23 protein-coding genes are annotated in these 26,751 nt (G+C 67.9%); 12 read left to right on the top strand and 11 right to left on the bottom strand.

What is annotated here, in order from left to right; translation table 11 throughout:
• Nucleotide 1: 1 nt before the first annotated feature.
• Nucleotides 2-2,191: a 4-alpha-glucanotransferase gene (gene malQ / locus ASE96_RS09690; protein ID WP_056429393.1), complete on the bottom strand. Its 2,190-nt coding sequence runs from the start codon at nucleotides 2,189-2,191 to the stop codon at nucleotides 2-4.
• Between the two features lie 9 nt (nucleotides 2,192-2,200).
• Complete coding sequence (locus ASE96_RS09685; protein WP_056429391.1) at nucleotides 2,201-2,740, bottom strand: hemerythrin domain-containing protein; 540 nt, start codon at nucleotides 2,738-2,740, stop codon at nucleotides 2,201-2,203.
• Nucleotides 2,741-2,923: 183 nt separating this feature from the next.
• Between ASE96_RS09685 and ASE96_RS09680 the strand changes: the two genes are divergently transcribed.
• From ASE96_RS09680 to ASE96_RS09660, 5 genes are all read left to right on the top strand, one after another.
• Entirely contained in the window at nucleotides 2,924-3,301 is a 378-nt protein-coding gene (locus tag ASE96_RS09680; RefSeq protein WP_056429991.1) for a TraR/DksA family transcriptional regulator, read from the top strand.
• Nucleotides 3,298-4,092, top strand: coding sequence for a M50 family metallopeptidase (locus tag ASE96_RS09675; RefSeq protein ID WP_056429390.1), 795 nt, complete (start codon nucleotides 3,298-3,300; stop codon nucleotides 4,090-4,092). The genes ASE96_RS09680 and ASE96_RS09675 overlap by 4 nt, the downstream gene beginning before the upstream one ends.
• A 9-nt stretch (nucleotides 4,093-4,101) precedes the next feature.
• Nucleotides 4,102-5,166 (top strand): glutathione S-transferase family protein, encoded by a 1,065-nt coding sequence (locus tag ASE96_RS09670; RefSeq protein ID WP_056429387.1) that lies wholly within the window; start codon nucleotides 4,102-4,104, stop codon nucleotides 5,164-5,166.
• 3 nt (nucleotides 5,167-5,169) lie between these two features.
• Nucleotides 5,170-6,294, top strand: a complete 1,125-nt coding sequence (locus ASE96_RS09665; protein ID WP_082492673.1) for a serine hydrolase domain-containing protein — start codon at nucleotides 5,170-5,172, stop codon at nucleotides 6,292-6,294.
• A 141-nt stretch (nucleotides 6,295-6,435) separates the two neighbouring features.
• The gene (locus ASE96_RS09660; protein ID WP_082492695.1) at nucleotides 6,436-7,473 is read left to right on the top strand and encodes an FUSC family protein; all 1,038 of its coding nucleotides are present in this window, start codon (nucleotides 6,436-6,438) and stop codon (nucleotides 7,471-7,473) included.
• 121 nt (nucleotides 7,474-7,594) lie between these two features.
• Here ASE96_RS09660 and ASE96_RS09655 read toward each other — a convergent pair whose 3' ends face one another.
• The 3 genes from ASE96_RS09655 to ASE96_RS09645 are packed head-to-tail and all read right to left on the bottom strand — an operon-like array spanning nucleotide 7,595 to nucleotide 11,304.
• Entirely contained in the window at nucleotides 7,595-8,506 is a 912-nt protein-coding gene (locus ASE96_RS09655) for a MaoC family dehydratase (RefSeq protein ID WP_056429384.1), read from the bottom strand.
• Entirely contained in the window at nucleotides 8,503-9,858 is a 1,356-nt protein-coding gene (locus tag ASE96_RS09650) for a 3-oxoacyl-ACP reductase (protein ID WP_056429382.1), read from the bottom strand. Before ASE96_RS09650 ends, ASE96_RS09655 begins: the two co-directional genes overlap by 4 nt.
• Nucleotides 9,859-9,867: 9 nt before the next feature.
• Entirely contained in the window at nucleotides 9,868-11,304 is a 1,437-nt protein-coding gene (locus ASE96_RS09645; protein ID WP_156367555.1) for an acetyl-CoA C-acetyltransferase, read from the bottom strand.
• Between the two features lie 131 nt (nucleotides 11,305-11,435).
• Here ASE96_RS09645 and ASE96_RS09640 point away from each other — a divergent pair, with 131 nt between their 5' ends.
• A complete protein-coding gene (locus tag ASE96_RS09640; RefSeq protein WP_235500216.1) occupies nucleotides 11,436-12,140 on the top strand; it encodes a TetR/AcrR family transcriptional regulator in 705 nt (234 codons plus the stop codon).
• Nucleotides 12,137-14,305, top strand: a complete 2,169-nt coding sequence (locus ASE96_RS09635) for an acyl-CoA dehydrogenase family protein (RefSeq protein ID WP_056429380.1) — start codon at nucleotides 12,137-12,139, stop codon at nucleotides 14,303-14,305. The genes ASE96_RS09640 and ASE96_RS09635 overlap by 4 nt, the downstream gene beginning before the upstream one ends.
• A gap of 98 nt (nucleotides 14,306-14,403) precedes the next feature.
• Here the strand turns inward: ASE96_RS09635 and glgA are convergent, their stop codons facing one another.
• Nucleotides 14,404-15,609 (bottom strand): glycogen synthase, encoded by a 1,206-nt coding sequence (gene glgA, locus ASE96_RS09630; RefSeq protein WP_056429378.1) that lies wholly within the window; start codon nucleotides 15,607-15,609, stop codon nucleotides 14,404-14,406.
• Nucleotides 15,610-15,704: 95 nt separating this feature from the next.
• Here glgA and glgC point away from each other — a divergent pair, with 95 nt between their 5' ends.
• The 3 genes from glgC to ASE96_RS09615 all read left to right on the top strand — a co-directional run bounded on the left by glgC (nucleotide 15,705) and on the right by ASE96_RS09615 (nucleotide 19,210).
• Nucleotides 15,705-17,120, top strand: a complete 1,416-nt coding sequence (gene glgC, locus ASE96_RS09625) for a glucose-1-phosphate adenylyltransferase (protein WP_200913041.1) — start codon at nucleotides 15,705-15,707, stop codon at nucleotides 17,118-17,120.
• Between the two features lie 87 nt (nucleotides 17,121-17,207).
• Nucleotides 17,208-18,671, top strand: coding sequence for an SDR family NAD(P)-dependent oxidoreductase (locus ASE96_RS09620; RefSeq protein ID WP_056429374.1), 1,464 nt, complete (start codon nucleotides 17,208-17,210; stop codon nucleotides 18,669-18,671).
• Between the two features lie 68 nt (nucleotides 18,672-18,739).
• On the top strand, nucleotides 18,740-19,210 hold the full coding sequence (locus tag ASE96_RS09615; RefSeq protein ID WP_056429373.1) for a pyridoxamine 5'-phosphate oxidase family protein: 471 nt from the start codon (nucleotides 18,740-18,742) through the stop codon (nucleotides 19,208-19,210).
• A gap of 55 nt (nucleotides 19,211-19,265) precedes the next feature.
• Here the strand turns inward: ASE96_RS09615 and ASE96_RS09610 are convergent, their stop codons facing one another.
• Nucleotides 19,266-19,727, bottom strand: a complete 462-nt coding sequence (locus ASE96_RS09610; protein WP_056429371.1) for a universal stress protein — start codon at nucleotides 19,725-19,727, stop codon at nucleotides 19,266-19,268.
• A gap of 346 nt (nucleotides 19,728-20,073) precedes the next feature.
• Between ASE96_RS09610 and ASE96_RS09605 the strand changes: the two genes are divergently transcribed.
• Complete coding sequence (locus tag ASE96_RS09605) at nucleotides 20,074-20,802, top strand: response regulator (protein WP_056429369.1); 729 nt, start codon at nucleotides 20,074-20,076, stop codon at nucleotides 20,800-20,802.
• Nucleotides 20,803-20,882: 80 nt separating this feature from the next.
• Here ASE96_RS09605 and ASE96_RS09600 read toward each other — a convergent pair whose 3' ends face one another.
• Nucleotides 20,883-22,583 (bottom strand): sensor histidine kinase, encoded by a 1,701-nt coding sequence (locus ASE96_RS09600; RefSeq protein ID WP_082492694.1) that lies wholly within the window; start codon nucleotides 22,581-22,583, stop codon nucleotides 20,883-20,885.
• A 170-nt stretch (nucleotides 22,584-22,753) separates the two neighbouring features.
• On the opposite strand from ASE96_RS09600, the gene ASE96_RS09595 reads away from it, so the two are divergent.
• On the top strand, nucleotides 22,754-23,242 hold the full coding sequence (locus tag ASE96_RS09595; RefSeq protein ID WP_056429367.1) for a pyridoxamine 5'-phosphate oxidase family protein: 489 nt from the start codon (nucleotides 22,754-22,756) through the stop codon (nucleotides 23,240-23,242).
• 90 nt (nucleotides 23,243-23,332) lie between these two features.
• Here ASE96_RS09595 and ASE96_RS09590 read toward each other — a convergent pair whose 3' ends face one another.
• The 3 genes from ASE96_RS09590 to ASE96_RS09580 form a co-directional block, all read right to left on the bottom strand.
• Complete coding sequence (locus ASE96_RS09590) at nucleotides 23,333-24,184, bottom strand: transglutaminase family protein (RefSeq protein ID WP_056429365.1); 852 nt, start codon at nucleotides 24,182-24,184, stop codon at nucleotides 23,333-23,335.
• Nucleotides 24,181-25,107 (bottom strand): alpha-E domain-containing protein, encoded by a 927-nt coding sequence (locus ASE96_RS09585; RefSeq protein ID WP_024366688.1) that lies wholly within the window; start codon nucleotides 25,105-25,107, stop codon nucleotides 24,181-24,183. The genes ASE96_RS09590 and ASE96_RS09585 overlap by 4 nt, the downstream gene beginning before the upstream one ends.
• Nucleotides 25,108-25,182: 75 nt before the next feature.
• Complete coding sequence (locus ASE96_RS09580) at nucleotides 25,183-26,739, bottom strand: circularly permuted type 2 ATP-grasp protein (RefSeq protein ID WP_056429975.1); 1,557 nt, start codon at nucleotides 26,737-26,739, stop codon at nucleotides 25,183-25,185.
• Nucleotides 26,740-26,751: the final 12 nt, after the last annotated feature.

Raw genomic sequence — 26,751 nt, 5'->3', positions numbered from 1 at the left:
GTCATTGATTTGGCGAAAACTCTTTGCCTTGAGCTAACGCGTCCGGGTGCAGCGCTGACCGGATCGTGCCGACAAGTGAACGGAATCCCGGATCGGACTGCAGCCCGTCCAGCAGGACGGGTCCCCCGGGGCCGGCGAGCGGTATGCGCCAGTTGGGGTATTCCGTGCTGGTGCCGGGCTGGTTCTGCGTCCGGGTTTCGCCCACCGCATCCACCAGCGCGACACCCAGCAGCGACGACGGCGTCAGGGTGGTGAAGGCGTAGAGCGCCTCCACCGTGCGCTGGACATCCCGGTGCCCCGGCTCCGGCAGGAGGCCGCGATCGTGCAGGAGGCGGAGCACGGCTTCCTGCTCCGCGGCAGCTTCGGCGCGCTCCTCGTGCACCGGACGCTGCAGCAGCCCCAGGGATTCGCGGAGGGTGACGTGCTCGCCGGCCAGATACCCTGCCGTCGGGGGCAGGTCGTGGGTGTTGACGCTGGTCAGGCACTGCTGCCGGTATCGCTCCGGCGGGATCGGACCGTCGGCGTCGTGCTCGAACCAAAGAATCGAGGTGCCGAAGATCCCGCGCTCGGCAAGATAGTCCCGGACCCACGGCTCGAACACGCCAAGGTCCTCGCCGATCACGATCGCGCCTGCCCGCTGCGCTTCCAGCGCCAGGATGCCGATGAGCGCCTCGTGGTCGTAGTAGACGTAGGTGCCCTCCCCCGGCCCGGCACCCTCAGGAATCCACCACAGCCGGAACAGCCCCAGAATATGGTCCACCCGGATCCCGCCGGCATGGCGCAGCACCGTGCGGAGCATGTCCCGGTAGGCGGCATAACCCGATTCGGCGAGCCGGCCGGGGTGCCAGGGCGGTTGGGTCCAGTTCTGGCCCTGCTGGTTGAACATGTCCGGCGGCGCACCCACCGAGACGTTCCGGGCCAGGACCCGCGCCAGCGACCAGTCGTCGGCGCCGCCCGGCTTCACGCCCACGGCAAGGTCGTGGATGACGCCGATTTCCATGCCCGCCCTGCGGGCCGAGCGCTGGGCGGCCTCGAGCTGCTGGTCGCAGAGCCACTGCAGCCAGCGGTGGAACTCGATGCGGCCTGCCAGCAGCGCGCGCTGCTCCCGGCAATAGGCGGTCTCCGGCGAGGAGGCTTCCACCGCCCACTGGGGAGCGTCGGGGGCCAGCTTCTCGGCCAGGGCGCACCACAGGGCGAAGTCGTCGAGCCCCCTCCCCTCCCGGGCGCAGAAGTCAGCGAACGCGAGCGAGCGGGCGGGGTCGCGCGGAACGCCGAACAGCAACTCCAGGGCAGCCAGTTTGGCATTGTAGCTGGAGTTCCGGTCCAGCAGCCCGGTGGAGTGGTTGGCGGAGTGCTGTTGGGCGGCCAGCCGTTCCACCTCGGCGCGGTCGGCCGGGCCGAGGTAGCCGTATTCGGGGATCTCCTCCACGCGCAGGTAGAGCGGATTGACGTACCGCCTGGTGGTGGGCAGGTAGGGCGAGTCCTCGACGGGAGGCCGGGGCTCGGCGGCGTGCAGCGGGTTGACCAGCAGGAAGCCGGCGCCCTCCTGCCCGGTCATGGCGGCGAGATCGGCCAGGTCGGTGAAGTCACCGATGCCCCACGACCGGGAGGACCGCACGGAATAGAGCTGCGCGGTCAGGCCCCAGTTCCGCCGTCCGGCGAGCGCCTCGGTGGTGTGGAGCCTCCGCGGCGTGACAATGAGCGGGCATTGGGCCACCGTGCCCTCGTTGTCCGCCACCAGGGTGTGCCACCCCAGGGGCACCCGGTCCGGAACCGCGAAGGTCGCCTGGCCGGTGAGGACGCCGTCGACGTCGACCGGCGCGTCCCAGTTGTCCCGCTGCGTTGCCTCGTACCTGGTGCCGTCCTCGGCGACGATCCAGACGCGGACGGCGCTTCCGTGCTGCACATGGACATTGACGTGGAGTTCCTGCCCCTCCCGCGCGACGGCGACCGGCGGCAGCAGGCGCCGCCACGGCGCCAGCCGGGCCTCGGTCAGGGACCGTTCCGTCGCGTCCGCGTCCCCGGCCGGGACACCCAGCGCGGCGAGCACCGCGCGCAAGGTCCTCTCCGGGACGGACCGTTCGACGCCGTCCCACCCCCAGTAGGTGGTCCCTACGCCGTGGGCGGCCGCAAGCTCCTTGAGCAGTGCGGCTGCGCGAGGAGCAGTGTCAGGGTGCATGCCATCAGCCATGGGGCAACTCTAAACGCTGCCCCCGGGCCCCGTCCCGTGTCGGTGGACGTGGGTTTCGCCCACCAGTTCCTGCAGGCCCTCAACGGCGCGCGCCAGCGAGAGCTCCGGGGAGGCGACGATGAACGGCAGCAGGAGCCGGTTCTCTTTCTCCAGGTGCAGGGCGAAGATGTCCCGGAGCGAGCCGGCGGCCACGGCGGCGTCCACCCCGGTGGATCCCCGCAGGTCCTCGACCAGTCCGACGACTACCTGGTGCTCGGCGAGCATCCCCTCCACGAGCAGCCGGCCTTGCGGCAGGTTCCCTGCCCCTGTGTACAGCGGACCCTCCTCGGCGAGCGCATGGGGGACGAGTTCGGTCTCGCACCACTCCACCAGCACCTCGTGGGCGTCGTGTTCCGCCACAGTGTCGGCGGTCCTGACGGCGCGGACCAGTGTCGCCGTCAGCGCGCTGAGGCGCTTGAGCATACTCGCATGGTGCTGTTCCACCGCCGCGAAGGCCGCGGCGTCGTCATCGGCGTTCTTGTTGACGGTGCCGGCCGCTGGCTGGTCCATGACGTCTCCTGGGACTGTCGAATTGGGGCTTCCGCGCTCTCTTCCCCACTGTACGGCGGAGATTCCCCGGGCACCGGGGCCTTTCGGCCCAACCAGATGGTGCCGGCCCGCCGCGGATTCCGCCGCCGCTTTCAGGCTCGGGGTTTCGACGCCGGCTGGCGCGTCGCGCTAGCCTTGCAGCCTATGGTCGACGTCGAACGGTTCCGGACTCTCCTTCAGGAGGAGCGCCGCCGCAAACTTGAACTCCTGCCCGCGCTGCGCCGGGACATCACGGCGGTGAACGCCGCCCGGCAGGATTCCAATGTCGATGACGAACACGATCCCGAGGGCTCCACGATCGCTTTTGAGCTCTCCCAGGCTTCCGCCCTGATGGACCAGAGCCGGCAGGGCCTGGCACAAATTGAGGCAGCCCTGGCACGGATCGACGCCGGCACCTACGGAATCTGCTCCGTGTGCGGGGAAGGGATCGCGGAGGGACGGCTGGAAGCCAGGCCCTGGACACCGTATTGCATCCGGCACAGTGCCGGCCCGGCAGGACCTACTCCTCGGGGCAGGGCATGACCGACGCAGCCGGGGCCTGGTGGGACCGGATTGCCGCCGGATTCACCCAGTCCCCCGTCCCCCACGTCACCGGCACCGAACTCGCCCTGGTGGTGCTCCTCGCCGTCGTTCTCTCCCTGCCGCGGGTGACCTGGCGGTACTTCGGGTTGCTGGCCACGGTGACGCACGAGCTCGGCCACGCCTTCGCGGCGCTGATGACCGGGCAGCGCGTGGGCGGGATCCGTCTGGGCCTGGACCATTCGGGCACCACCACCACCTACAGCCGGCGACCCCTGGCAGCCGTCTGGTCCACCTTCTGGGGCTACCCGGTGCCAGCCGTGGTCGGGGCCGCCATGGTCTGGAGCGGCTTCAACGGCTGGGGTCCGGCAGCCATGTCGCTGGGCACCCTCATCCTGCTGGCCTCGTTCCTCTTCATCCGCAACGGCATCGGGCTGCTGATCACCGCCGGTGCGGTCCTGGCAGCGGCCCTGCTTGTGCTGTTTGTCCCGCCCGAATTCACCGGCCACGTCATGATCGTGCTTGGCCTGGCACTCCTCGTCGCGGCCGTCCGGGACCTCGGCAAGCTCGCCACCGTGCACCTGAAGCGGCGGGACCGGCTGGCGACGTCGGACGCGTACCTGCTGCACCGGTCCACCCGCATCCCCGCGGCCGTGTGGATCGTGCTGTTCGCCGTGGTGGTCGGCGCGGCCTGGTGGGTCGCCTGGCAGCCCCTGTCCCAGGTCCTCGCGGCAGGACTGCCGCCGCAGTGGCAGGGCGTACCATTGCACGCCACCGGCGGCACCCCGGCATAGGCTGGGACCATGAGTACAACACACACGGACGATCCGGGATTCAGCACCAAGGGCGCCTATGTCACCGGCGGCGAGGAGTTCACCCGCGACACTAACTACATCGAGGACCGGATCACCCGCGACGGCGCCCCCGGCCGGAACGGTGAGCCCGGCTGGCCGGTTGAGCCGGGGCGGTACCGGCTGATCGCGGCCCGCGCCTGCCCGTGGGCCAACAGGACCGTGATCGTACGGCGGCTGCTTGGCCTCGAGGACGCCATCTCCCTCGGCCAGCCCGGCCCCACCCACGATGCGCGCTCGTGGACCTTTGACCTGGACCCGGGTGGCAAGGATCCGGTGCTCGGCATCGAGCGGATCCAAGAGGCATACTTCCGCCGGTTCCCGGACTATCCCCGCGGCATCACCGTCCCGGCCCTTGTCGACGTCGCCAGCGGACAGGTAGTGACCAACAACTTCCCGCAAATCACCCTGGACTTCTCCACCGAGTGGGCCGAGCACCACCGGCCGGGCGCGCCGGACCTGTACCCGGAAGCGCTGCGCGGGGAGATCGACACCGTCAACAAGAAGGTCTTCACCGAAGTGAACAACGGGGTGTACCGCTGCGGCTTCGCCGGCTCGCAGGAAGCGTACGACGCCGCCTACCACCGGCTCTGGACCGCCCTGGACTGGCTGGAAGAGCGGCTCACGGGCCAGCGCTACCTCGTGGGCGACACAATCACCGAAGCCGACGTCCGCCTCTTCACGACGCTGGCCCGGTTCGATGCCGTCTACCACGGTCACTTCAAGTGCAACAGGCAGAAGCTCAGTGAGATGCCTGCTCTGTGGGCCTACGCCCGCGATCTCTTCCAGACCCCCGGATTCGGTGACACCACCGACTTCGTGCAGATCAAGCAGCACTACTACATCGTCCACGAGGACATTAACCCCACCGGGATCGTTCCCGCGGGACCAGCGCTCGACGGTTGGCTGACTGACCACGGCCGCGAAGCCCTCGGCGGCCGTCCCTTCGGCGACGGAACACCTCCGGGCCCGGTACGTGCCGGCGAAGAAGTGGCCCCCGGACACGGCGCAGACTAACGGATGGGGTCGTCGACAACATCGCTCTCCAGCGGGTTTGCCACCGCGGAATTCACGGACGTCCGCACCCTGTTCGACGCCTTCCTGGCCGAGGATCCGGACTATAGCTCCCAGCTGACGGTCTACCGCCACGGGGTGAAGGTGCTCGATCTCATCGGCGGTCCGCAGCTGACCCATGGTGACATCACCGGCACTTACTCGTGTTCAAAAGGTGCGGCAGCTTTCGTGATCGCCCTGCTGCTGCAGGACGGGACGTTGGACCTTGACCGGACAATGTCCTCTTACTGGCCGGAGTTCGGCGCCCACGGTAAGAACAGGATCAGTGTCAGGCAGGCGTTGTCGCATCAGGCGGGCGTGCCCGGCGTCGCGGGCGGGTTTGCCCTGGATGAGTTCACCACTCCGGAGGCGGCCGACAGGCTGGCCGCGGCCGTGCCCCTGTGGCGCCCGGGAACATCGTTCGGCTACCACGCCCTGACAATGGGAATCCTCATGGAGGAGCTCTGCCGACGGGTGACCGATTCCTCCCTGCAGGAGTTGTACGATGCGCGCATCCGCCGGCCATTCGGCGTCGACTTCTTCCTCGGGCTGCCCGAGGACCAGGAGCCGCGCTACCGGCAGGTTCTCTATGCGGATGACCCTGACCTCCCGTGGACTGACCCGTTCGGACTGGATGGCCTGAACAGCAACGCACCGGTCAGCACCATTATGGAGCTGCCCAACCACCGCGTCATCCGTGCCGGCGGGATGAGCAGTGCTGGCGGAGTGGGTTCCGCTGACGGTCTTGCCAGGCTCTATGCCGCCGCAACCACGGGAGTCGACGGCTCCGCACCCTTCCTGACGTCGCAAACAGTGGACGCCATGGCCGAAGAACAGGTCTGGGGCCTGGACCGGGCTTCGGGCCAGGACAACGCGTTCGCCGTCGTATTCATGAAACCGCAGCCCGGCCGGAATTTCGGCAGCCATTGCGCTTTCGGGCATGAGGGAGCCAACGGAGCGCTCGGCTTCGCGGACCCTGCCTACGGTCTCGGATTCGGATATGTTCCCCGCCGGAGTGAAGAAGGCCGCACCCGCGGGCGCGCCCAGCGTCTTTCCGCGGCCGTCCGGCAGGCCGCCGGCGACGCCAGCTAAGGGTTCGTCCAGTTGTCGCAGCAACATCCCCACCCTAGGGTGAACCGGGTGACAACTACAGATGAGGCTACCCACGCCGGACACCCCTCACTCGTCCGGCGGCTCTGGCGGATCGCGGCCAGCAACGTCCGCTCGGCGCTGCTGTGGCCCCGGCTGCAGCTGGCCCTCAAAGCAGGACTGGCCGCGGGCATCGCGTTCGCCATCGCCCCGTTTATGCCGGGGTCCGCAGCCGACTACCCCTACTACGCTCCGCTGGGCGCCCTGGTGGCGATGTACGAGAACGTCGCCGGTTCCATGAAGCAGGGCGTCCAGACGCTCGCGGGGCTGGCAATCGGCGTCGGCCTGGCCTTTGTGCTGTTCATCCTCGGCAGTCCCACGCCGTTGACGGTCGGTGTGGTGATGGCTTTCGGCGTCATCCTCGCCGGACTCCCGAAGATCGGCGCGGGCCGGGACTGGATCCCGACGGCGGCGCTCCTGGTCCTGCTGGTCGGCGGCCACAATCCGGACCAGTTCTCCTTCGGCTACCTCCTCCAGATGGGCGCCGGGGTCACGGTGGGCGTACTGGTGAACCTGCTGGTGTTCCCGCCGCTGCACTTCCGCGCCGCGGAGCTCAGCATCGCCGAACTGCGCCTGGCGCTCGCCCAGCAGCTCTGGGACATGGCCAAGGCGCTGAAGGAGAGCTGGCCGCCGGAGCACGAAGACTGGTCAAAACGCTCCGACGGGCTTGAATCGTCCGCACGGTCCGTCCGCCTCGCGGTGGAGAAGGCGGACGCCAGCCGGCGGGCAAACCCCCGGCGCCGGCTCCATCCCCGCGACATCGACGAGGACTACCGCAACCTGCGGGACCTGGAACGGGTGACCTTCCACGTCCAGGACGTGACGCAGGTGCTTTCGGACGTCATCTGGGCCAAGGACACCCCCTTTGTGGTGCCGGATGAATACGCCGCGCCACTCGCCGACGCCATGGTTTCCGTGGGCGACGTCCTGCGTTCGGTCGAGGAGGAAAGCCCGGAGCGGCAGGCCGAGCTGAGCGCTGAGGCTGACGCTGCCGTCAAGGCCCTGACGGCACGGGTCGGCAGCGAGGAAGCTGCCACCGGTGCGCCCAGCGCCGTTGAATCGATTCTGTTGAGCCTCCACCGGATGCTGCGTGTGGTGAAGGAGTCAGCAGACCGGCAGTAGCGGTTCCGGCAACAAAAAACGAGTGGGCGAACAGCCGAGAAAACGACGGCGGCGCCTTCCCCTCCCGGGGCGGGCGCCGCCGTCGTCATTCTTTCGGCCGTCATGTTGTCGGCCGGCGCGGCTAGAGCGCGGCAACCGTTCCGCTGAAATGCCTGCGCCCGGAACGCGAATTCCAGGCGACATAGTCGGAGCGCTGCCACGCCCCCACGGAGTCCTGTACGGAACTGATATCCAGCGCCACCCGTGCCGGCAGGAATACCGGGGCCTCGAAGGCCACGTCCCAGCTGAAGGCTTCACCCTTCACGGCGCCCACGTCCGCCAGTGCCCTCGACGCGAGATACATCCCGTGCGCGATGGACCGCCGCATGCCCAGGGCCTTGGCCGAGAGGACGCTCAGGTGGATCGGGTTGAAGTCGCCGGACACGGCAGCGTAGGCCCGGCCCGTGTCGACGCCGAGTTGCCACAGCGCGGTGGGATCCGGCGCCGAAAAGTCCGCCGCCGCCGGCGCGGCCGTCGGCTTGTCGATGCCGGGCAGGAAAACACCCTTCGCCAGATAGGTCGACACACCTCGCCAGCTCACGGCGTCCTTCCCCGCGCAGCCGACTTCGGTGACGACGTCCAGCTGGGTGCCGGACCGGTGCCCGCGCAGGTTCTCCGTCCATGCCCGGACGTCGAGGGCCTCCGTAAAGCGCAGGGGCGCGGACTGCACCACGCGGTTTTCCAGATGGATCATGCCCAGCAGAGGCAGCGGGAAGTCATCCCGGTTCATCACACTCATGGCCAGCGGGAACGCCAGCGCATGGATGAAGCCGGCGGGCAGCACATCGCTGGCGGTCTCGCCGATCAGGTGCTGGTAGGCCGTGAGGTTCTCCACCGCCGCCTTCACCCCGCGGACCTCGTGCCGTGCCTCCGGGAGACCGTTCCCCGCATGGGTTCCCAAGACCCGGCGGCGGGCGGCGGTGGCGGCCGCGTTGACGTACAGCTTCGACAGCGACGGCATCTCCCCCAGGATGACGGGCCCGGATGGGGTCATGCTCCCACCAGGTTCTGGCCGCACACACGCAGTACCTCGCCGGAGATGCCCCCTGCCGCGTCACTGGCCAGGAACGCGATGGCTTCGGCCACATCGCCGGGACGGCCGCCCTGCTGCAGGCTGTTGAGCCTGCGGGCGATCTCGCGGGTGGCGAAGGGGATCTTCGCTGTCATCTCGGTCTCGATGAAGCCCGGGGCGACGGCGTTGATGGAACCGCCATGCACACTGAGCAGAGGAGCCGTGGCCCGGACCATGCCCATGACACCGCCCTTCGAGGCGGCATAGTTGGTCTGGCCGCGGTTTCCGGCGATGCCGCTGGTGGAGGCCACGGAGACGATCCGCGGTGACTCCCGGAAGTGCTGCGAGCCCAGCAGCGCCTCGTTGATCCGCAACTGCGCGGCGATGTTGACCGCGATCACGGAGTCCCAGCGGCTCTGGTCCATATTGGCCAGCAGTTTGTCCCGGGTGATGCCGGCGTTGTGGATCACAATGTCCAGGCGTCCGTGGCGTTCCACGGCGTGGTCGATGATCCGCTGTCCGGCGTCCTCCCGGGTGATGTCCAGCTGCAGGGCGGTGCCGTGCACCTCGTTGGCCACCGCGGCAAGGTGGTCCCCTGCCGCCGGGATATCGACGACGACCACTGTGGCGCCGTCCCGGCGCAGGGTGCGGGCAATCGCGGCGCCGATTCCCCGCGCGGCCCCGGTCACGACGGCGACCTTACCCGCCAGGGGCTTCTCGGCGTCGGCCGGCAGCTGTCCTTCCGCGGAGCTCACGGTGAGGAACTGACCGTCGACGAACGCGGAACGGCCGGAAAGGAAGAACCGGAGGGCACCGAGCGTACTGGGGCTGGTGGTTCCGGCGCCGCCCGCGAGCAGGATGCCGTTGGCGGTGGCGCCGGCGCGGAGCTCCTTGGCGAGCGAGCGGAGCAGCCCGTCCACTCCCTGCCGGGCCGCGGCGGAGGCAGGGTCTGCAGCGGCTGGGTCTGCACTGTCGGATGCAGCACGGGAGACGGTGATGACACGGGCATTGGGTGCCAGGTCCCGGAGGGACGTGGCGGCGGTGAGCACGGGCCGCGCGAGGTCCTCGGGGCGGGCCAGTTCGTCAAGCACCACGATGATGGCGCCGAGCTTCTCTTTGGGCACGGCATGCCGGCGCACGTCGAGATCCCAGGCCAGCAGGGTCGAGGCCAGCTCGTCGGCTCCCGTGCCGGTCCCCTGGACCAGTACGGGTCCGGTGATGAGCGGCTGGCCCGGCTTGTGGCGCCTCAACACCACCGGCTGGGGCAGCCCAAGTTTCCGGGCGATGTCCCTGCCCGGGCTGCGGCTCACGAATTGGGTGTATTTGTCGGTCATCGGGTCCCCCTAGTGTGCTTCAAGAATGGCGACGACGCCCTGGCCGCCGGCGGCGCAGATGGAGATGAGTCCGCGGGCCGGACGGCCGTCCACGCGGCCCTTGGCGTGGAGCATCTTCGCAAGCGAAGCGACAATCCGTCCGCCGGTGGCCGCGAAGGGATGGCCCGCCGCGAGCGAGGACCCGTTGACGTTGAGCCTGGAGCGGTCGATGGTGCCGAAGGCCCCGTCCAGCCCCAGCCGGGTGCGGCCGAACTCCTCGTCTTCCCACGCTGCCAGGGTGCTCAGCACGGTGCCGGCGAATGCCTCGTGGATTTCGAAGAAGTCGATGTCGTCGAGGCTGAGCCCGTTGCGGGCCAGCAGGCGCGGCACGGCGAAAGCGGGTGCCATCAGGAGGCCGTCCTTGCCGTGGACAAAGTCGACGGCCGCCGCCTCGCCGTCGAGCACCGTGGCCAGCTTGGGCAGGTCGTGGGCGTCGGCCCACTCCTCCGAGGCGAGCAGCACGGTGGAGGCGCCGTCAGTCAGCGGAGTGGAGTTGCCCGCCGTCATGGTCGCCGCGGAACCCAGGCTCTTGCCAAAAACGGGCTTCAGGGTGGCCAGCTTTTCGAGGCTGGTGTCGGCGCGCAGGTTGGAATCCCGGGTGAGGCCGCGGTACGGGGTGAGCAGGTCATCGAAGAAGCCGCCGTCGTAGGCGGCGGCGAGGTTGCGGTGGCTGTTGAAGGCCAGCTCATCCTGGGCCTCCCGGGTGATCTTCCACTGCGCAGTGGTGAGCGCCTGGTGCTCTCCCATGGACAGGCCGGTGCGCGGTTCGCCGGTGTTGGGGGCATCCGGGGAGAGGTCCTTGGGCCGGAGCCGGCTGAGGACCTGGAGCCGCTGCGGCAGCGTCTTGGCGCGGTTGAGGTCAAGGAGCACCTCGCGCAGGCCCTCGCTCACGGCGATGGGGGCGTCCGAGGCGGAGTCCACGCCGCCGGCGATGGCTGAATCGATCTGGCCGAGCTTGATTTTGTTGGCGAGGCCCAGGACCGTTTCCAGCCCGGTGGCGCACGCCTGCTGCAGATCGTACGCCGGCGTCTCTGCGGAGAGCGCGGAGCCGAGCACGGCTTCGCGTGTCAGGTTGAAGTCACGGGAGTGTTTGAGCACGGCGCCGGCAGCAACTTCCCCAATGCGCTCGTCCTGCAGCCCGAAACGGGCGATGAGCCCGTCCAGGGCCGCTGTCAGCATGTCCTGGTTGGAGGACTTGGTGTAGGCGCCCCCGGTCCGGGCAAAGGGAATGCGGTTGCCGCCCACGATGACCGCCCTGCGAACCTGCGGAAGGTGGGAAGCGGCCGGTCCGGTTGCTGTGCCTGCGGCCGGTTCTGCCGTTGGCACGCCGGCGCCTTTGCCTGCCGGGGGCGTCGCTGCGCGGGTCGATTCCTTTGGTCCGGGTGCGGACTGTCCGTTGACGGACATGGGCTGTCTCCTTCGATCAAAGCGGGTTACCGATACCCAGCGTACCTGATACGCTGGGTATCGTGAACATCCCCCAGCCCGGCCTTCCCGGCGGAAGCGCCGCCGACTCCCCCAGTGCCCGCGCCGGCAGTGTGGACGGCCGCGCCTCGCGCTGGCAGTCGCATCGCGAAGAGCGCCGCCGGGAGCTCATCAAGTCGGCCCGGAAGGCCGTGCACGCGCTCGGCAGTGACGCGTCCATGGAGGACATTGCCGCCGCCGCGGGTACCTCGAAATCCGTGTTCTACCGGTACTTCGGGGACAAAGCCGGGCTGCAGCAGGCCGTGGGCGAAGTGGTGCTGAGCCAGATGCAGCGCCGGATCCAGGAAGCCGCGCAGAGCGCACAAACTCCCCGCGAGGGACTGTTCGCCATGGTCTCCGCCTACCTTCAGATGGCTGAGACCAGCCCGAACGTGTACGCCTTCGTGACGCGCTACACCCCCGGCGATACGGGAGCCACCAACGGCACCATCGCCACCGACGGCGCCCTGGGCCACTTCTTCGCGTCGATCAGCGACATGATCGCCCGCCCCATGCGCAGCCACTTGGGCGACTCGGCGGGGCGCGAGGCCGTGATTGGCTACTGGCCGAACGCGGCGATCGGCCTGGTCCGGAACGCCGGCGAACAATGGCTCGCCAGCCCGGAGTCCCCGTCCAAGCCCGGGCAGGAAGCGATGGCACGCCAGATTACCGACTGGCTGTGCCTCGGCCTCGCCCCCGAGCTGCGCACGGCAGCCCCGAGCCGAGCAACACCGACTTCAGCACCGCCTTTGTCAGAACCAAAGAAGGAATCGACATGACCGAACTTGCAGACCGCCAGTGGGGCGAAGCCCCCGAGAACACCGTCCGTAACACGACAGCCCGCACCGCCGCTTCCCGCCCCGCATCGGCCCCGGCGCCGGCCGCCGCGGGGAGCTCGTCCGGGACGCCGGCCCCCGTGGTCGACGTCGCTGCCCTCGGCGAACTGCTCCTGGGCAAGTGGGCCGAGACCCGCCGTGCCTCCCGGGCGCTCGCCGGCCGGCCGGAGCTGCACAAGACAGAGGGCCTGACCCACACCGAGCACCGCCAGCGTGCATTCGGCCAGCTCAAGATCCTGGTGGAAAACGGCGCGGTGCACCGCGCCTTCCCCGTGTCCGTCGGGGGCGCTGACGAACACGGCGGCAACGTGGCCGGTTTCCAGGAACTCGTCATCGCCGACCCCTCACTGCAGATCAAAGCCGGCGTCCAGTGGGGCCTGTTCGGCTCCGCCGTGAACCACCTCGGCACGGAGGAGCACCACGGGAAATGGCTCCCCGGCATCATGAGCCTGGACATTCCCGGCTGCTTTGCCATGACCGAGACCGGGCACGGCTCGGACGTCGCCAGCATCGCCACCACCGCCACGTATGACCCCGCCACGGAGGAGTTCGTGGTGCACACACCGTTCCGTGCCGCGTGGAAGGACTACATCGGGAACGCCGCCGTGGACGGCCTCGCCGCGGTGGTCTTCGCCCAGCTGGTGACGCAGGGCGTGAACCACGGCGTCCACGCCTTCTACATGGACCTCCGCGATCCCGAAACCAAGGAATTCCTGCCCGGAATCGGCGGCGAGGACGACGGCGTCAAGGGTGGCCTCAACGGCATCGACAACGGCCGGCTGCACTTCACGCACGTCCGGATCCCGCGCACCAACCTGCTGAACCGCTACGGCAACGTCGACGCCGACGGCAGCTACAGGTCCCCCATCGCCAGCCCGGGCCGCCGCTTCTTCACTATGCTCGGCACCCTGGTCCAGGGCCGCGTCTCCCTCGACGGCGCCGCTGTCACCGCGTCGAAGCTGGCTTTGAAGACAGCCATCCAGTACGCCACGGAGCGCCGCCAGTTCAACGCCTCCTCCCAGACCGACGAGGAAGTGCTGCTGGACTACCAGCGGCACCAGCGCCGGCTGTTCACGCGCCTCGCGACGACCTACGCCGCGGGCTTCGCCAGCGAACAGTTGCTGCAGAAGTTCGACGACGTCTTCTCCGGCCGCACGGATACGGATGAGGACCGCCAGGACCTGGAAACCCTCGCGGCGGCGCTCAAGCCGCTCAGCACCTGGCACGCCCTCGACACCCTGCAGGAATGCCGCGAGGCCTGCGGCGGCGCCGGCTTCCTGATCGAGAACCGCTTCGCCTCGCTGCGCGCGGACCTGGACGTCTATGCCACGTTCGAAGGCGACAACACCGTCCTGCTGCAGCTTGTTGCCAAGCGGCTGCTCGCCGACTACGCCAAGGAATTCCGCAGCGTGAACTTCGGTGTGCTGGCCCGCTACGTCGTCGGCCAGGCCACCGACGCCGCCATCCACCGGACCGGCCTTCGCGGAGTGGCGCAGTTCATGGCGGACACCGGTTCGGTGCAGAAAGCTGCCATCGCGATCAAGGACGAAGCGAGCCAGCGCGCGCTGCTGACCGACCGTGTCCAGACCATGGTCGCCGAAGTCGGCTCGGCCCTGAAAGGCGCCGGCAAGCTGCCGCAGCAGCAGGGCGCCGCGCTGTTCAACAGCCACCAGAACGAACTCATCGAAGCCGCCCAGGCGCACGCCGAACTGCTGCAGTGGGAAGCCTTCACGGAAGCGCTGGGGAAGGTCACGGACCCGGGCACCAAAAAAGTCCTGACTTGGCTTCGCGACCTCTTCGGCCTGTCCCTGATCGAGGAGAACCTGTCCTGGTACCTGATGAACGGCCGCCTCTCGATGCAGCGCGCCCGGACCGTGGGCGACTACATCAACCGGCTGCTGGTGAAAATCCGCCCGCACGCCCTGGACCTGGTGGACGCTTTCGGCTTCGGCCCTGAACATCTCCGTGCCGAGATCGCCACGGGCGCCGAAAAGGTCCGCCAGGACGAGGCCCGCGAGTACTTCCGCCGGCAGCGTGCCAGCGGCGACGCACCGGTGGACGAGAAAATCCTGCTCGCCCGAAAGACCCGCGCTACAAAGGCACAGTGAATCGAAAGCGCCGCGCCTGACCCGGCCGGACAACGACGACGGCGCCGCCCCCAAAGCCGGGGCGGCGCCGTCGTCGTTTGTTGTCTGGAAGCGGCGGGTCAGGAACCCTCGGGGAGCACCGAGCGGTAGACCTCCAGGGTGGTCTCCGTGATCGATTCCCAGGAGAAGTGCTCCTCCGCCCGGCGGCGTCCGGCCTGTCCCATGGCGCGGGCCCTTTCCGGATCGGACACCACCTCGGTCAGGGCAGCGGCGAATTCGGTGACAAACTTCTCCGGGTCCAGCGGAGTGCCGGTCCCGTCCGTGACCTGCTCGATGCCCACCAGCAGGCCGGTCTCACCGTGCTGGACCACCTCGGGGATTCCGCCGGTGGCGCTGGCCACAACGGCGGCGCCGCAGGCCATGGCCTCCAGGTTGACGATTCCGAGCGGTTCGTAGATCGACGGGCAGGCGAACGCTGTGGCGTGGCTGAGGACCTGGATGAGTTCGTTCCGCGGCAGCATCCGCTCCACCAGGATCACACCGCCGCGCTGGGTCTGCAGCTCCTCGATCAGGCGGGCGGTTTCGGCCGCGAGCTCTGGGGTGTCAGCGGCGCCGAGGCACAGCACCAGCTGGACGTCGGCCGGCAGCTTGGCGGCCGCTCGGAGCAGGTAGGGCACACCCTTTTGGCGCGTGTTGCGGCCTACGAAGACCACGCTCGGCCGGTCCGGGTCGATCCCCAGGGCGCGCACGACGTCGTCGCCCTCGTCCCGGTTCCAGAGGCTCACGTCGATCCCGTTGTGGACCACCTTGACCTTGGCGGGGTCAACCTCGGGGTAGCTGCGGAGAATGTCCTGGCGCATGCCCTCGGAGACGGCGATGATCGCGGCCGCGGCCTCGTAGGCGGTTTTTTCCACCCAGGAGGACAGCGCGTAGCCGCCGCCGAGCTGCTCGGCCTTCCACGGACGCAGCGGCTCGAGGCTGTGCGCGCTGAGCACGTGCGGAATGCCGTGCAGCAGCGAGGCGATGTGCCCGGCCATGTTGGCATACCACGTGTGCGAGTGCACCAGGTCCGCGCCGGCGATGTCCGGAACGATCCGCAGGTCCACCCCCAGGGTCTGCACTGCGGCGTTCGCCCCGGAAAGGTCCTCGGGCACGGCGTAGGACGTGACCGTCGCGCCGTGGTACCCCGGTTCACGGGGCGCGCCGAAGGCGCGCACCTGCAGATCCACGTGCTGGGCGAGCACCCGGCTGAGTTCGGCCACGTGGACCCCGGCGCCGCCATAGATTTCGGGCGGGAATTCTTTGGTCACAATGTCTATACGCACAAACCCCAAGGTAGTCGTTACGGTGGAACTGATCTAGTGTGAAGACGTTCGGGCGTGCCGGACTGTTTGGGGAAGTACAAAGGCGTTCAGGAGCGATCACCATGCCGAATAAGAAAGTTCTGGCTATTGTCCTTGCAGGCGGCGAGGGAAACCGGCTCATGCCACTGACGGCGGACCGGGCCAAGCCCGGCGTCCCGTTCGCAGGAAGCTACCGGCTCATTGACTTTGCGTTGTCCAACCTGGTCAATTCCCGCTACTTGCAGATCGTTGTGCTGACGCAATACAAGTCGCACAGCCTGGACCGCCATATTTCCGAGACCTGGCGGATGTCCACCCAGCTGGGCAATTACATCGCCTCCGTCCCTGCGCAGCAGCGTGTGGGCAAGAGCTGGTTCCTCGGCAGCGCCAACGCCATCTACCAGTCCCTGAACCTGATCCATGATGCCAACCCGGACATCGTGGTGGTTGTGGGCGCAGACCACGTCTACCGGATGGACTTTGCCCAGATGGTGGACCAGCACGTCGCCAGCGGCGCCAAGGCCACCGTCGCCGCCGTCCGCCAGCCGCTGCACATGGCCGACCAGTTCGGTGTCATCGAAGTGGACCAGGAAAACCCGGAGAAGATCGCGGCCTTCGTCGAGAAGCCATCCTCCACGCCGGGCCTGGCCGCTGATCCCAGCCAGTTCCTCGCCTCCATGGGCAACTACGTCTTCGACGCCGACGCCCTCGTCGAGGCCCTGCACGTCGACGCCGAGCGCCTGGACACCAAGCACGACATGGGCGGTGACATCATTCCCTACTTCGTGGACAAGGGAGAGGCCGGTGTCTACGACTTCACCCTGAACGAGATCCCCGGCTCCACCGAACGCGACCGCACCTACTGGCGCGACGTCGGCACCATCGACTCGTTCTACGACGCGCACATGGACCTCATCTCGCCCGTGCCGGTGTTCAACCTGTACAACTCCGAATGGCCCATCTACACGCGGCAGAGCATCTCCCCGCCGGCCAAGTTCGTGCGCGGCCAGAAGAACACCGTGGGCACGGCCTTGGATTCGATCGTCGCCAGCGGGGTCGTGATCTCCGGCGGCATCGTGGAAGGCTCCGTGCTGTCCAACGACGTCTACGTCGGTACGTCCAGCCGGGTGCTGGACTCCGTCCTCATGGACAAGGTCAACATCGGTGCGGGGGCCGTCGTCAAGCGCGCCATCATCGACAAGAACGTCAAGGTCCCGGCGGGCGCAGCGATCGGCCTCGACGCCGATCTGGACCGGTCCCGCGGCTTCAAGGTCACCGAATCGGGCATCACTGTCCTGTCGAAGGGGCAGTTCGTGCCCGAACCCGGCGAGCAGGAACGCGCCTTGTCGGCCGCCAACCTGATCCTGGTGCCCGACGCCGTCCGTGCCGCCACGGAGAACTGGCCCGCCATGCGGGAATCGGTGGACAAGGTCGCCGAGGTCCAGGCCGCCGCAGTAGGCGTCCCGGGCGCAGCGTCCCCGAAGGACCGCTGAGCCCGCCGGCCAGCGAGGATTCATAAAGGGCGGGGAGCCCGGTGCCGGCGTCGGACCGGGCTCCCCGCAGGCTGTAAAATTGGGGGAATGAGCTCCCCCGATCTGCAGTCCGATCTGACGCCCGAAGAAATCCAGGCCTGCCTCAAGGTCCTGAACAGCATCCACGTCTATGACGAGGAGCACCCGGACTACGTTTCGGTGCGCAGGGCCACCGGCAAGATGTTCAAGGCCGTCAAGCGTCACCGGCGGGTCAGCAAGCGGGATCTCATCGCCGAAGCGGACCGTGCCGTGATCGCCCAGACGGCGACGGCCGCACCGGACCGGATCGACGACGAAACCCGCGGCAATAAGCTCGCCCCGTCCACGACCGGGAGCATCGCGGGGCACCTGATCAGGTCCCGGCCCTGCTACATCTGCAAACAGCACTACACCCAGGTGGACGCGTTCTACCACCAGCTGTGCCCGGAATGCGCCCTCTTCAGCCACAGCAAGCGGGACGCCCGGACGGACCTGTCCGGACGCCGCGCGCTCCTCACCGGCGGCCGGGCGAAAATCGGCATGTACATCGCGCTGCGTCTGCTCCGCGACGGCGCCCACACCACCATCACCACCCGCTTCCCCAAGGACGCCGCGAGGCGCTTCGCAGCCATGGAGGACAGCGGCGAGTGGCTGCACCGGCTGCGGATCGTGGGCATCGACCTGCGCGACCCCGCCCAGGTCATGGCGCTGACAGATTCCCTGGACGCGGCGGGTCCTCTCGACATCATCATCAATAACGCGGCCCAGACCGTGCGCCGCTCCGGCAACGCGTACAAGCCGCTGGTCGACGCCGAGGACGAACCGCTGCCCGCGGCCCTGCAGGCCGCCAACGGCGGGCCGGAACTCGTGACCTTCGGGCACGCCCACGACAAGCACCCGCTGGCCCTGGCCAGCACCGTCCTCGAGCACCCGGTGCTGGCCGGCGACGCCATCACCTCGCTGGCGCTCTCCACCGGCTCCGCTTCGCTGGAGCGGATCGCCGCCGGCACCGCCATCGACGCGGGCGGCCTGGTCCCGGACCTGGCCGCCATCAACAGCTGGACCCAGGTGGTGGACGAGGTGGATCCCCTCGAGATGCTCGAAGTCCAGCTGTGCAACGTCACCGCGCCTTTCCTCCTCGTCAGCCGGCTCCGCGGCGCGATGAAACGCTCCACCGCCAAGCGGAAGTACATCGTGAACGTCAGCGCCATGGAGGGCCAGTTCTCCCGCGCCTACAAAGGCCCGGGCCACCCGCACACCAACATGGCCAAGGCCGCGCTGAACATGATGACCCGGACCAGCGCCCAGGAGATGCTGGACGCCGACGGCATCCTCATGACCGCCGTCGATACCGGCTGGATCACTGATGAGCGCCCGCACTACACCAAGGTGCGCCTGATGGAGGAAGGGTTCCACGCCCCCCTCGACCTCGTCGACGGGGCTGCCCGGGTCTACGATCCGATCGTGATGGGCGAGTCGGGCGAGGACCAGTACGGCGTTTTCCTGAAGGACTACAAGCCGAGCCCCTGGTAGGCGGCGGCGTCCGGTGCGGGCCTTATGGCCCTGATGGGGTGCCGGGACAGACCGTAACGTGGGTCCACATGAACACAGAGAGCACGCCCGCGCCCGATTTTGGCCTGTCCCTTGACCAGTGCTGGACACTTCTGGAAACGGAAGTTGTGGGGCGGATCGCCCTGATCGTGGACGGCCATCCGGAGATCTTTCCCGTGAACTTCGCGCTGGAGCGCCGCTCCATTGTGTTCCGCACCGCCGGCGGGTCCAAACTGTGGGCCGCGATGACGGCCAAGCCGGTCGCCTTCGAGATCGACGGCTATGACGCCCACGAACAGCAGGCCTGGAGCGTTGTGGCCCGCGGCGAAGCACAGCTGATCGAAAGCCAGCAGGAAAAGGACGCAGTCGATCAACAACTGCTCGAACCGTGGCAACCTGGCGACAAGGACTACTACGTGCGTCTTGCCCCCAAGGCCATGACCGGGCGCCGGTTCAAGGTCAACCGGCCTGACATGTGGGCCACCCGGCTCTCCGATCCCCGCCGGGCTTCGTTCGAATAGGCGGCATCAGACCGGCAGGACCGCACTACTACCCCCTGGAAATTTCCACCGGCGCCTACTTGGCGGCTTTGGCCGCCTTCGTTTCCGGAGAATGGACCACCAGTACGGGGCAATGGGCATGGGCCACCAGCGCAGAGCTCACGGACCCGATCAGCATTCCGCCAAAGCCTCCGTGCCCGCGGCGGCCCACCACCAGCAGGTCGGCGTCCCGGCTGGCCTCAATCAGGGTGTACCTCGGGTGCCCCTGCACGAGCCGCGTTTCGACGTTGGCGGGCCTTGCCGCCCCGAATGCCTTGTCCACTGTCTCTTGGAGGATTTCGCCGGCACGGACGTCGAAGTCGTCGATGCCCATGGCGACGTAACCGTCGTACACGGGAGGGACATCCCAGCTGGCCATGGCGACCAGCGTGGCCGAGAGCGGCCCGGCGAGGCTTTGTGCCTGGCGCAGCGCCTCCACCGAAGCATCGGAGCCGTCAACCCCCACCACGATGGTCCGGATGTCCCTGGCTTCGGTCATTGCTGATCCCTTCGTCGTACAGCTGGCGCGTCCAGCCTACAATGACCGGCCAGCCACGACGACGGCTAGGGCCATATGTCCTAGGCGCGGTTTGCACGAGATGTCCCGGCGGGACCAAGGACCCTTGCCGGGGTCCCCGGCAGGGGCAAGAATTGCAGTCGTCGGTGGTAAACCACTCGCAGGGGGCAACCCGCAGGGACCGTCAGTTCCCGGGCGACCAGGGCGAACAGCGACAGCGGCGCCCAAGTCGGCGACAATGGAGTCAGCGGACGCGCAGGTATGATCTGCGGACAGGCTGGGGACCACCGCACCATACGTGGCGGCGCAAGCCGCCGGAGGGAGAATCATGATTGCCTGGGCAGACGCAGGTCTCACTGCACCCGACGGGGCGCGGGCCGTCATACGAGTCTTCATCCTGGATGACCACGAACTCGTCCGGCGCGGCCTTCAGGAGCTTCTTGAGGGTGAAGGCTTCCAGGTGGTGGGAAGTTCGGGTTCAGCCGTGGAGGCGACCCGCCGGATTCCCGCTCTTCATCCTGACGTCTGTGTCCTGGATGCCAGGCTTCCGGACGGGACCGGAATTGAGGTCTGCCGTGACGTGCGCTCGGTAGACCCATCGCTGAACTGCATTATTCTGACCAGTTTCGACGACGAACAAGCGCTGCGCGGGGCCGTCCTGGCTGGCGCGAGGGGCTATGTCCTGAAAGAAATTGGCGGCACGGACCTGATCGGTGCATTGCGCCGGGCGGCGGCAGGCGAGTCGCTCTTCGAGGAGGGCGTAGCCGCCGGCGTCGTGGAGAGCCTGGTGGAGGCTGAAGAAGTGGACCCCCGGACGTCTTCCCTCACACCCCAGGAGCGCCGGGTGCTGGAGCTGGTGGGCGGCGGACTCACCAACCGCCAGATCGCGGCGGAAATGTTCCTTGCGGAGAAGACGGTCAAGAACTATGTCTCCTCACTGCTGGCCAAGCTGGGCTTCGAACGGAGGACCCAAGCCGCCGTGTTCATCGCCGGCCCGGCGTCGCCTGTGCAACCCGCAGGCCAGGCCGAGAGTCACCGCACCCACAGCGTCCGCTAGCCGGCAGCCGCCGCTCGCGGCTGTAGCTGACCGCGCATCCTGACAGCGCATCCTGACAGCGCACCTGAGGATGTCCGCTCCTAGAGCGGCACCGACCACTCAAGGCTCGTGCCGGTATCCGGGGCGCTGACGATCGAACATTCGCCGTCAAGCATCCTGGCGCGGTCTTCCAGGTTGGCCAGTCCCCTGCGCTTTTCCGGTTCGGCGAAGCCCGCACCGTTGTCCGTGATGACAACCGTGACCCGCCCCTTGACGACGCCGACCGACACGGAGATGGCATCCGCCCCGGAATGCCTGATGGCGTTGCTGAGGCCCTCCGAGACCACGGCCACAACATTGTCCGCCTTGTCCGGCGTGACCGCGTCCACCGGGCCCGTCAGGGTCAGCCGCGGTGTGAACGGCATGGACTTCGCCGAGCTGCGGGTCACCCGCCGGATCCGGCCGCTGAGCAGTTCCGTTTCACCGCTGCTGCTCTTGAGCGAGTAGATGGTGTCCCGCAGGCTCCGGATCGCCTCGTCAAGCTCACCGGTGATGGTTCGGATCCTTTCGGTGGCGAGCTCGTCCTTGGTGAAGCGGGTCAGGCTCTGGACGCTCAGTCCCGCCGCGAACAGCCGCTGGATGACAAGATCGTGAAGGTCACGGGCGATGCGGTCACGGTCAGTGAACACCAGCAGCTCCTCCCGGAGCCGGTGGACGCGGGCAAGCTCAAGGGCGAGGGCCACATGGGAACCGAAGACGGCCCCCATTTCGATGTCCGTGCGGGCGAAATGGAGCGCGTCCGGATCCCGGACCAGCACCAGGAGCCCGTGATGCGCTCCCTGCGTGCTCAGCGCCACCGCCAGCAGCGGCCCGGTGATCCCGCCGTCGATCTCTCCGAACAGAGCGGAGGCGTCTTCAAGGACAACAGGCTCTCCGCCTTCGAGGACACTTTCCAGCAGCGGCGAATCCAGTGGCAGAGAGCGGCCGGAGAACTGTGAACCACGCTTGCCGGCGACGCCGGCCACAATATGGCCCGAGGCGTCCCCGGCGGCCGCCACCAGCAGCGCGAGCTGGGAGCCGGATTCCTGCAGTGCCCTGCTGGCGATGGGATCCAGTCCCCCGGAGGTGTAGTCGCGGTCGCTGCTGAGCATGAGCCCGGAAACGTCCATACAGGCTTCCAGCCAGCGGGCCCGGCGCCGGGCGTCGTCATAGAGGCGGGCATTCTCGATGGCCACGCCCGCGGCGGCGGCCAGCGCGACGGCCAGGCCCTCGTCCTCGGCCGTGAAGTCGCTGCCGTCTTCCTTTTCCGTCAGGTAGAGGTTGCCGAAGACCACGTCCCGGACCCGCACCGGGACACCGAGGAAGGACTTCATGGGGGGATGGTTCGCCGGGAAGCCGTAGGATTCCAGATGCTGGCGCAGGTCATGGAGCCTGAGGGGCCGGGGCTCGGAAATCAGCAGACCCAGGACGCCGTGGCCGGTTGGCAGCGGCCCGATCCGGTGGGCGAGTTCCTCGTCAATGCCGACAGTGATGAAGTGGCTGAGTGCGCGGTCATCGCCGATGACGCCCAAGGCGCCATAGCGGGCATGAAGAAGCCGGCAGGCGGACTCCACCACGCGCTCCAGCACGGCGTCCAGGCTGAGGTCCTCGGCGACAGCCACGACTGCTTCCAGCAGCCCGGCCATGCGTTCCTGGGACTGGAGGAGTTCCTCGGCCCTGGACACGAAACCCCGGAGGACACCGTCAACCATGGGTTGTGGCTCCGTGGCGGTCTGGTCCGGGCGGTCCCCCATTGAATGCATGCTCATGGCCCCAATTCGATACAAACGAACGCGACGATCGTCAACGCTGACGATGGTGATGCCAGAATACCCCGTGGCGGGCACAAAGACCCGGGTAGCCGGACGATCTGCCCGGGATTGTGACCTTATCCCCTACCCCGCTGCCGCCGGGCGGGCGTAGGCTCGGCGGCATGAGTACTGATCCCAACCCGGGCAAACACCAGCAGGCACACGAAGTTGAGAACCTTGACCACCATGAATGCTGGCGTCTGTTACGCGGCGTCAGCGTGGGTCGGCTCGCGGTGTGGGTGGATGACCATCCTGATATCTTCCCGATCAATTACAAGGTGGACCACGGCACTCTGGTGTTCCGCACGGCGGACGGCACCAAGCTGCAGGCGGCCACGGCAGACACACCCGTGGCACTGGAGGCCGACGGTATCGACGCTGACTCCGGCGTCGCCTGGAGTGTGGTGATCAAGGGACAGGCAGCACCGGTGCAGAACCAGCAGGAGGTCCTGGACACCGTGGGGCTCCTCCTGTTCCCGTGGCAGGCGGGCAAGAAGGAACACTTCGTCCGGATCACTCCGGACACCGTTACGGGACGCCGATTCAAGGTGGTCCCCCCGCTGACCTGGTGGACGCCGCTGGATGACGCCACCCGCTCCGGCCTGGAATAACCCTTAAACCCGTTGCGCTATCACTTGTTGCTGTTCTGGGGCCTCAGAACAGCCTTAGGTGATAGCGCATAAGCGAGATGAGGTCGGGAATCAGGCCAGGCGGGTGATCTCCACCGTGACGCTGAGGGCGGAGCCGCCCCCGCCGGACAGGATTCCCTTAAGCGGGGGCACGTCGCGGTAATCCCGGCCGCGTGCCACAGTCACGTGGAAATCGCCGGCCGGTTTGTGGTTGGTGGGGTCCCAGCTGCGCCATTCGCCGTCCCACCATTCCAGCCAGGCGTGGGACTGTCCCGCGACCGTCTCGCCGAGGTCCGCCGTCGACCGCGGGTGCAGGTAACCGGACACATACCGGGCAGGGATGCCCCGGCTCCGCAGCGCGCCGATGGCGAGGTGCGCCAGGTCCTGGCAGACGCCCTGGCGCTGGTTCCAGGCCTGTTCGGCGTTCGTGGTGACGCCGGTGGATCCCTTCATGTAGGTCATTTCGCCGCGCATCCATTCGAAGACCGCCATGGCGGCCTCGTGCGGGTTGCGGTCCCCGACGACGCCGGGAATGATTCCGAGCACTTCGGTGCCCGTCCCGGTGAGCTGCGACTGCGGAATCCAGTCGCTGAACTTGTTGAGGGTGTCCGGGGAGTCGAGGACGTCCCAGCCGACGATGTCCGCCTCGGCCGGGATCCGCTCCACCCGGTGCACCTCGACTGTGGTGGTCGACAGGACTTCCAGGTGCTCGTGCGGCATCTGCATGTCGAAGGCGGTGACCCGGGTGCCCCAGTAGTCGCGGTAGCTGCTCAACGACGCCTGGGACGGCGAGACCTTCAGCGAGGATTCCAGCACCACCTGCTGGGGGTCCGTTAGCGGGGTCATCCGGGCCTCGTTGTAGGACAGTGTGACCCGCTTGTTGTATTTGTACGCCGTCTTGTGGATGATACTCAGCCGGGTCATGAAACTTCTCCCACCCAGGCCAGTTCGTCTGCCTGATTGAAGTACTTACGGGAAATGGCGTCCGAAGCCTGCGAGACGGCCTTCTGGACACGTTCCATGTGCTCGGGCAGCTCCGACATCAGGTCGTCGGTGCGGTGGAACTCGAGGAAGGTGCGGGCCTGGCCCACGATCCGGCGGGCGTCATTGATAAAGCCGACGCGCTGGGCCGAGGGGTCCAGCTTCGCGAGGCATTCATCGGCGTCACGCAGCGCATACACGATGGAGCGCGGGAACAGACGGTCCAGGAGCAGGAACTCGGCGGCGTGCTGGTCGCCGAAGGCTGCCCGGCGGGTGCGCAGGAACGATTCGTAGGCGCCGGCGCAGCGGAGCATGTTCACCCACGACATCCCGGCGGAGAGCACGTCCCGGGTGGAGAGCATCCGGGCGGTCATGTCGGCGCGTTCCAGGGAGCGGCCCAGGACCAGGAACTGCCAGCTTTCGTCGTGGCTGACCGTGGTGTCCGCGAGGCCGCTGACCATGGCCGTGCGTTCCAGCACCCAGTTGCAGAATCGGTAGGTCCCCACGACGTCCTTGCGGTGCTGGTTCAGCCCGTAATACGTGGTGTTCAGGCTCTCCCAGAGCCCGGACGACACGGTTTCCCGGGCGCGGCGGGCGTTCTCCCGCGCCGCGCCGAGGGAACCGGCGATGGACGTGGCGCTCTGCTTGTCATAGGCGAGGGCGTTGAGCAGTTCCGGCAGGCCGAAGTCCTCGCTCTGCGCCCGGGCGCCCATCACGGCCAGGAGTTCCTGCGCCACGCTGCGCTGTTCCTCCATGGGCAGGTGGTTGAGCCGCTCAAGGTGGACGTCGAGGATCCGGGCGGTGCCGTCGGCCCGTTCGACGTAGCGGCCGATCCAAAACAGTGACTCGGCGATACGGCTAAGCATTCGCGGTTACCTCCAGCGCATCGGAAATCTGAAAAGGGCAGGTCAGCGGAACAGTGTGTGGCAGGGTGCCGGGGGTCATTGCTGCTGCTCCTTCTGGCTATCGCGCCAGTTGCTTTCGACGGGCCAGACCGAAACCCGTTCGCGGACCGTGATGGCCTGGCGGGGCAGGGTCTCCACGGGCACCTCGGGGGAATCCGCCAGCACCCATGTGTCCTTGGAACCGCCGCCCTGGCTGGAGTTCACGATCAGGGAGCCTTCCTTGAGCGCCACTCGGGTCAGCCCGCCGGGGAGGACCCAGACGTCGTCGCCGTCGTTGACCGCGAAGGGGCGCAGGTCCACGTGCCGCGGGCCAAACTTGTCGCCGCTGAGGGTGGGCACGGTGGACAACTGCAGGACCGGCTGCGCGATCCAGCCGCGGGGGTCCGCGATGACGCGCTTGCGCAGCGCATCGAGTTCGTCTTTGGAGGCATCCGGGCCGATCACGAGGCCCTTGCCGCCGGAACCGTCCACGGGCTTGACCACCAGTTCGTCCAGGCGGTCCAGGACCTCTTCCCGGGCTTCCTTCTCCTCCAGCCGGAACGTGTCCACGTTGGCGATCACGGGCTCTTCGCTGAGGTAGTAGCGGATCAGGTCAGGGACGTAGCTGTAGACCAGTTTGTCGTCGGCGACGCCGTTGCCCACGGCATTGGCGATGGTGACGCCGCCGGCGCGGGCTGCATTGACCAGGCCCGGGCAGCCGAGCATCGAGTCGGCCCGGAACTGCAGCGGATCCAGGAACTCGTCGTCGATGCGCTTGTAGATCACGTCGACGCGCTGCTCACCGGCGGTGGTGCGCATGTAGACGCGGTTGCCGCGGCAGATCAGGTCGCGCCCCTCGACGAGTTCCACGCCCATGAGGCCGGCGAGCAGGGTGTGCTCGAAATAGGCGCTGTTGAAGACGCCGGGGGTCAGGACCACCACGGTGGGGTCGTCGACGCCTGACGGTGCCGTCTTGCGCAGGGCGGAGAGGAGCCGGCGCGGGTATTCCTCGACCGGCCGGATCAGCTGCTGGCCGAATGCCTCGGGCAGGCCCTTGGCCATGGCGCGGCGGTTCTCCAGGACGTAGCTGACGCCGGAGGGCACGCGGACGTTGTCCTCGAGGACACGGAAGGTCCCGGCGGCGTCGCGGACGACGTCGATGCCGGAAATGTGGACGCGGACGCCGCCGGCCGGCTCGAAGCCGTGCACCTGGCGGTGGAAATGGGCGCTGGTGGTGACGAGCTGGCGCGGGATGACGCCGTCGGTCACCACGGCCATCTTGTCGTAGACGTCGTTGAGGAACGCCTCCAGCGCCCGCACGCGCTGCGCGACGCCCTGCTCCAGCACGGTCCACTCATCGGCCGGGATGACGCGCGGCACGATGTCCAGCGGGAAGGGCCGCTCCTCCCCCGCGAAGTCGAACGTGACGCCGCGGTCCAGGAAGGTCCGTGCCATGGAATCGGCGCGGGCGGTGACATCAGCGAGCGAGAGTTCACGCAAAGCCCCGGCAACCTGCCCGTAGGACTTCCTGGGCTCCTGCCCGGGGGTAAACATCTCGTCGTAGGCGCCGGTACGTTCGGCGGCCACGGAGTAATCCTGGAATAGGTCAGACATGGTCACTAGACA

Origin of the sequence: Arthrobacter sp. Leaf69 (assembly GCF_001422645.1) — a bacterium.
Classification (GTDB): Bacteria; Actinomycetota; Actinomycetes; order Actinomycetales; family Micrococcaceae; genus Arthrobacter.
Note: the sequence above shows the minus strand (reverse complement) of the source record. Positions and strands in the feature narration are given on the sequence as shown.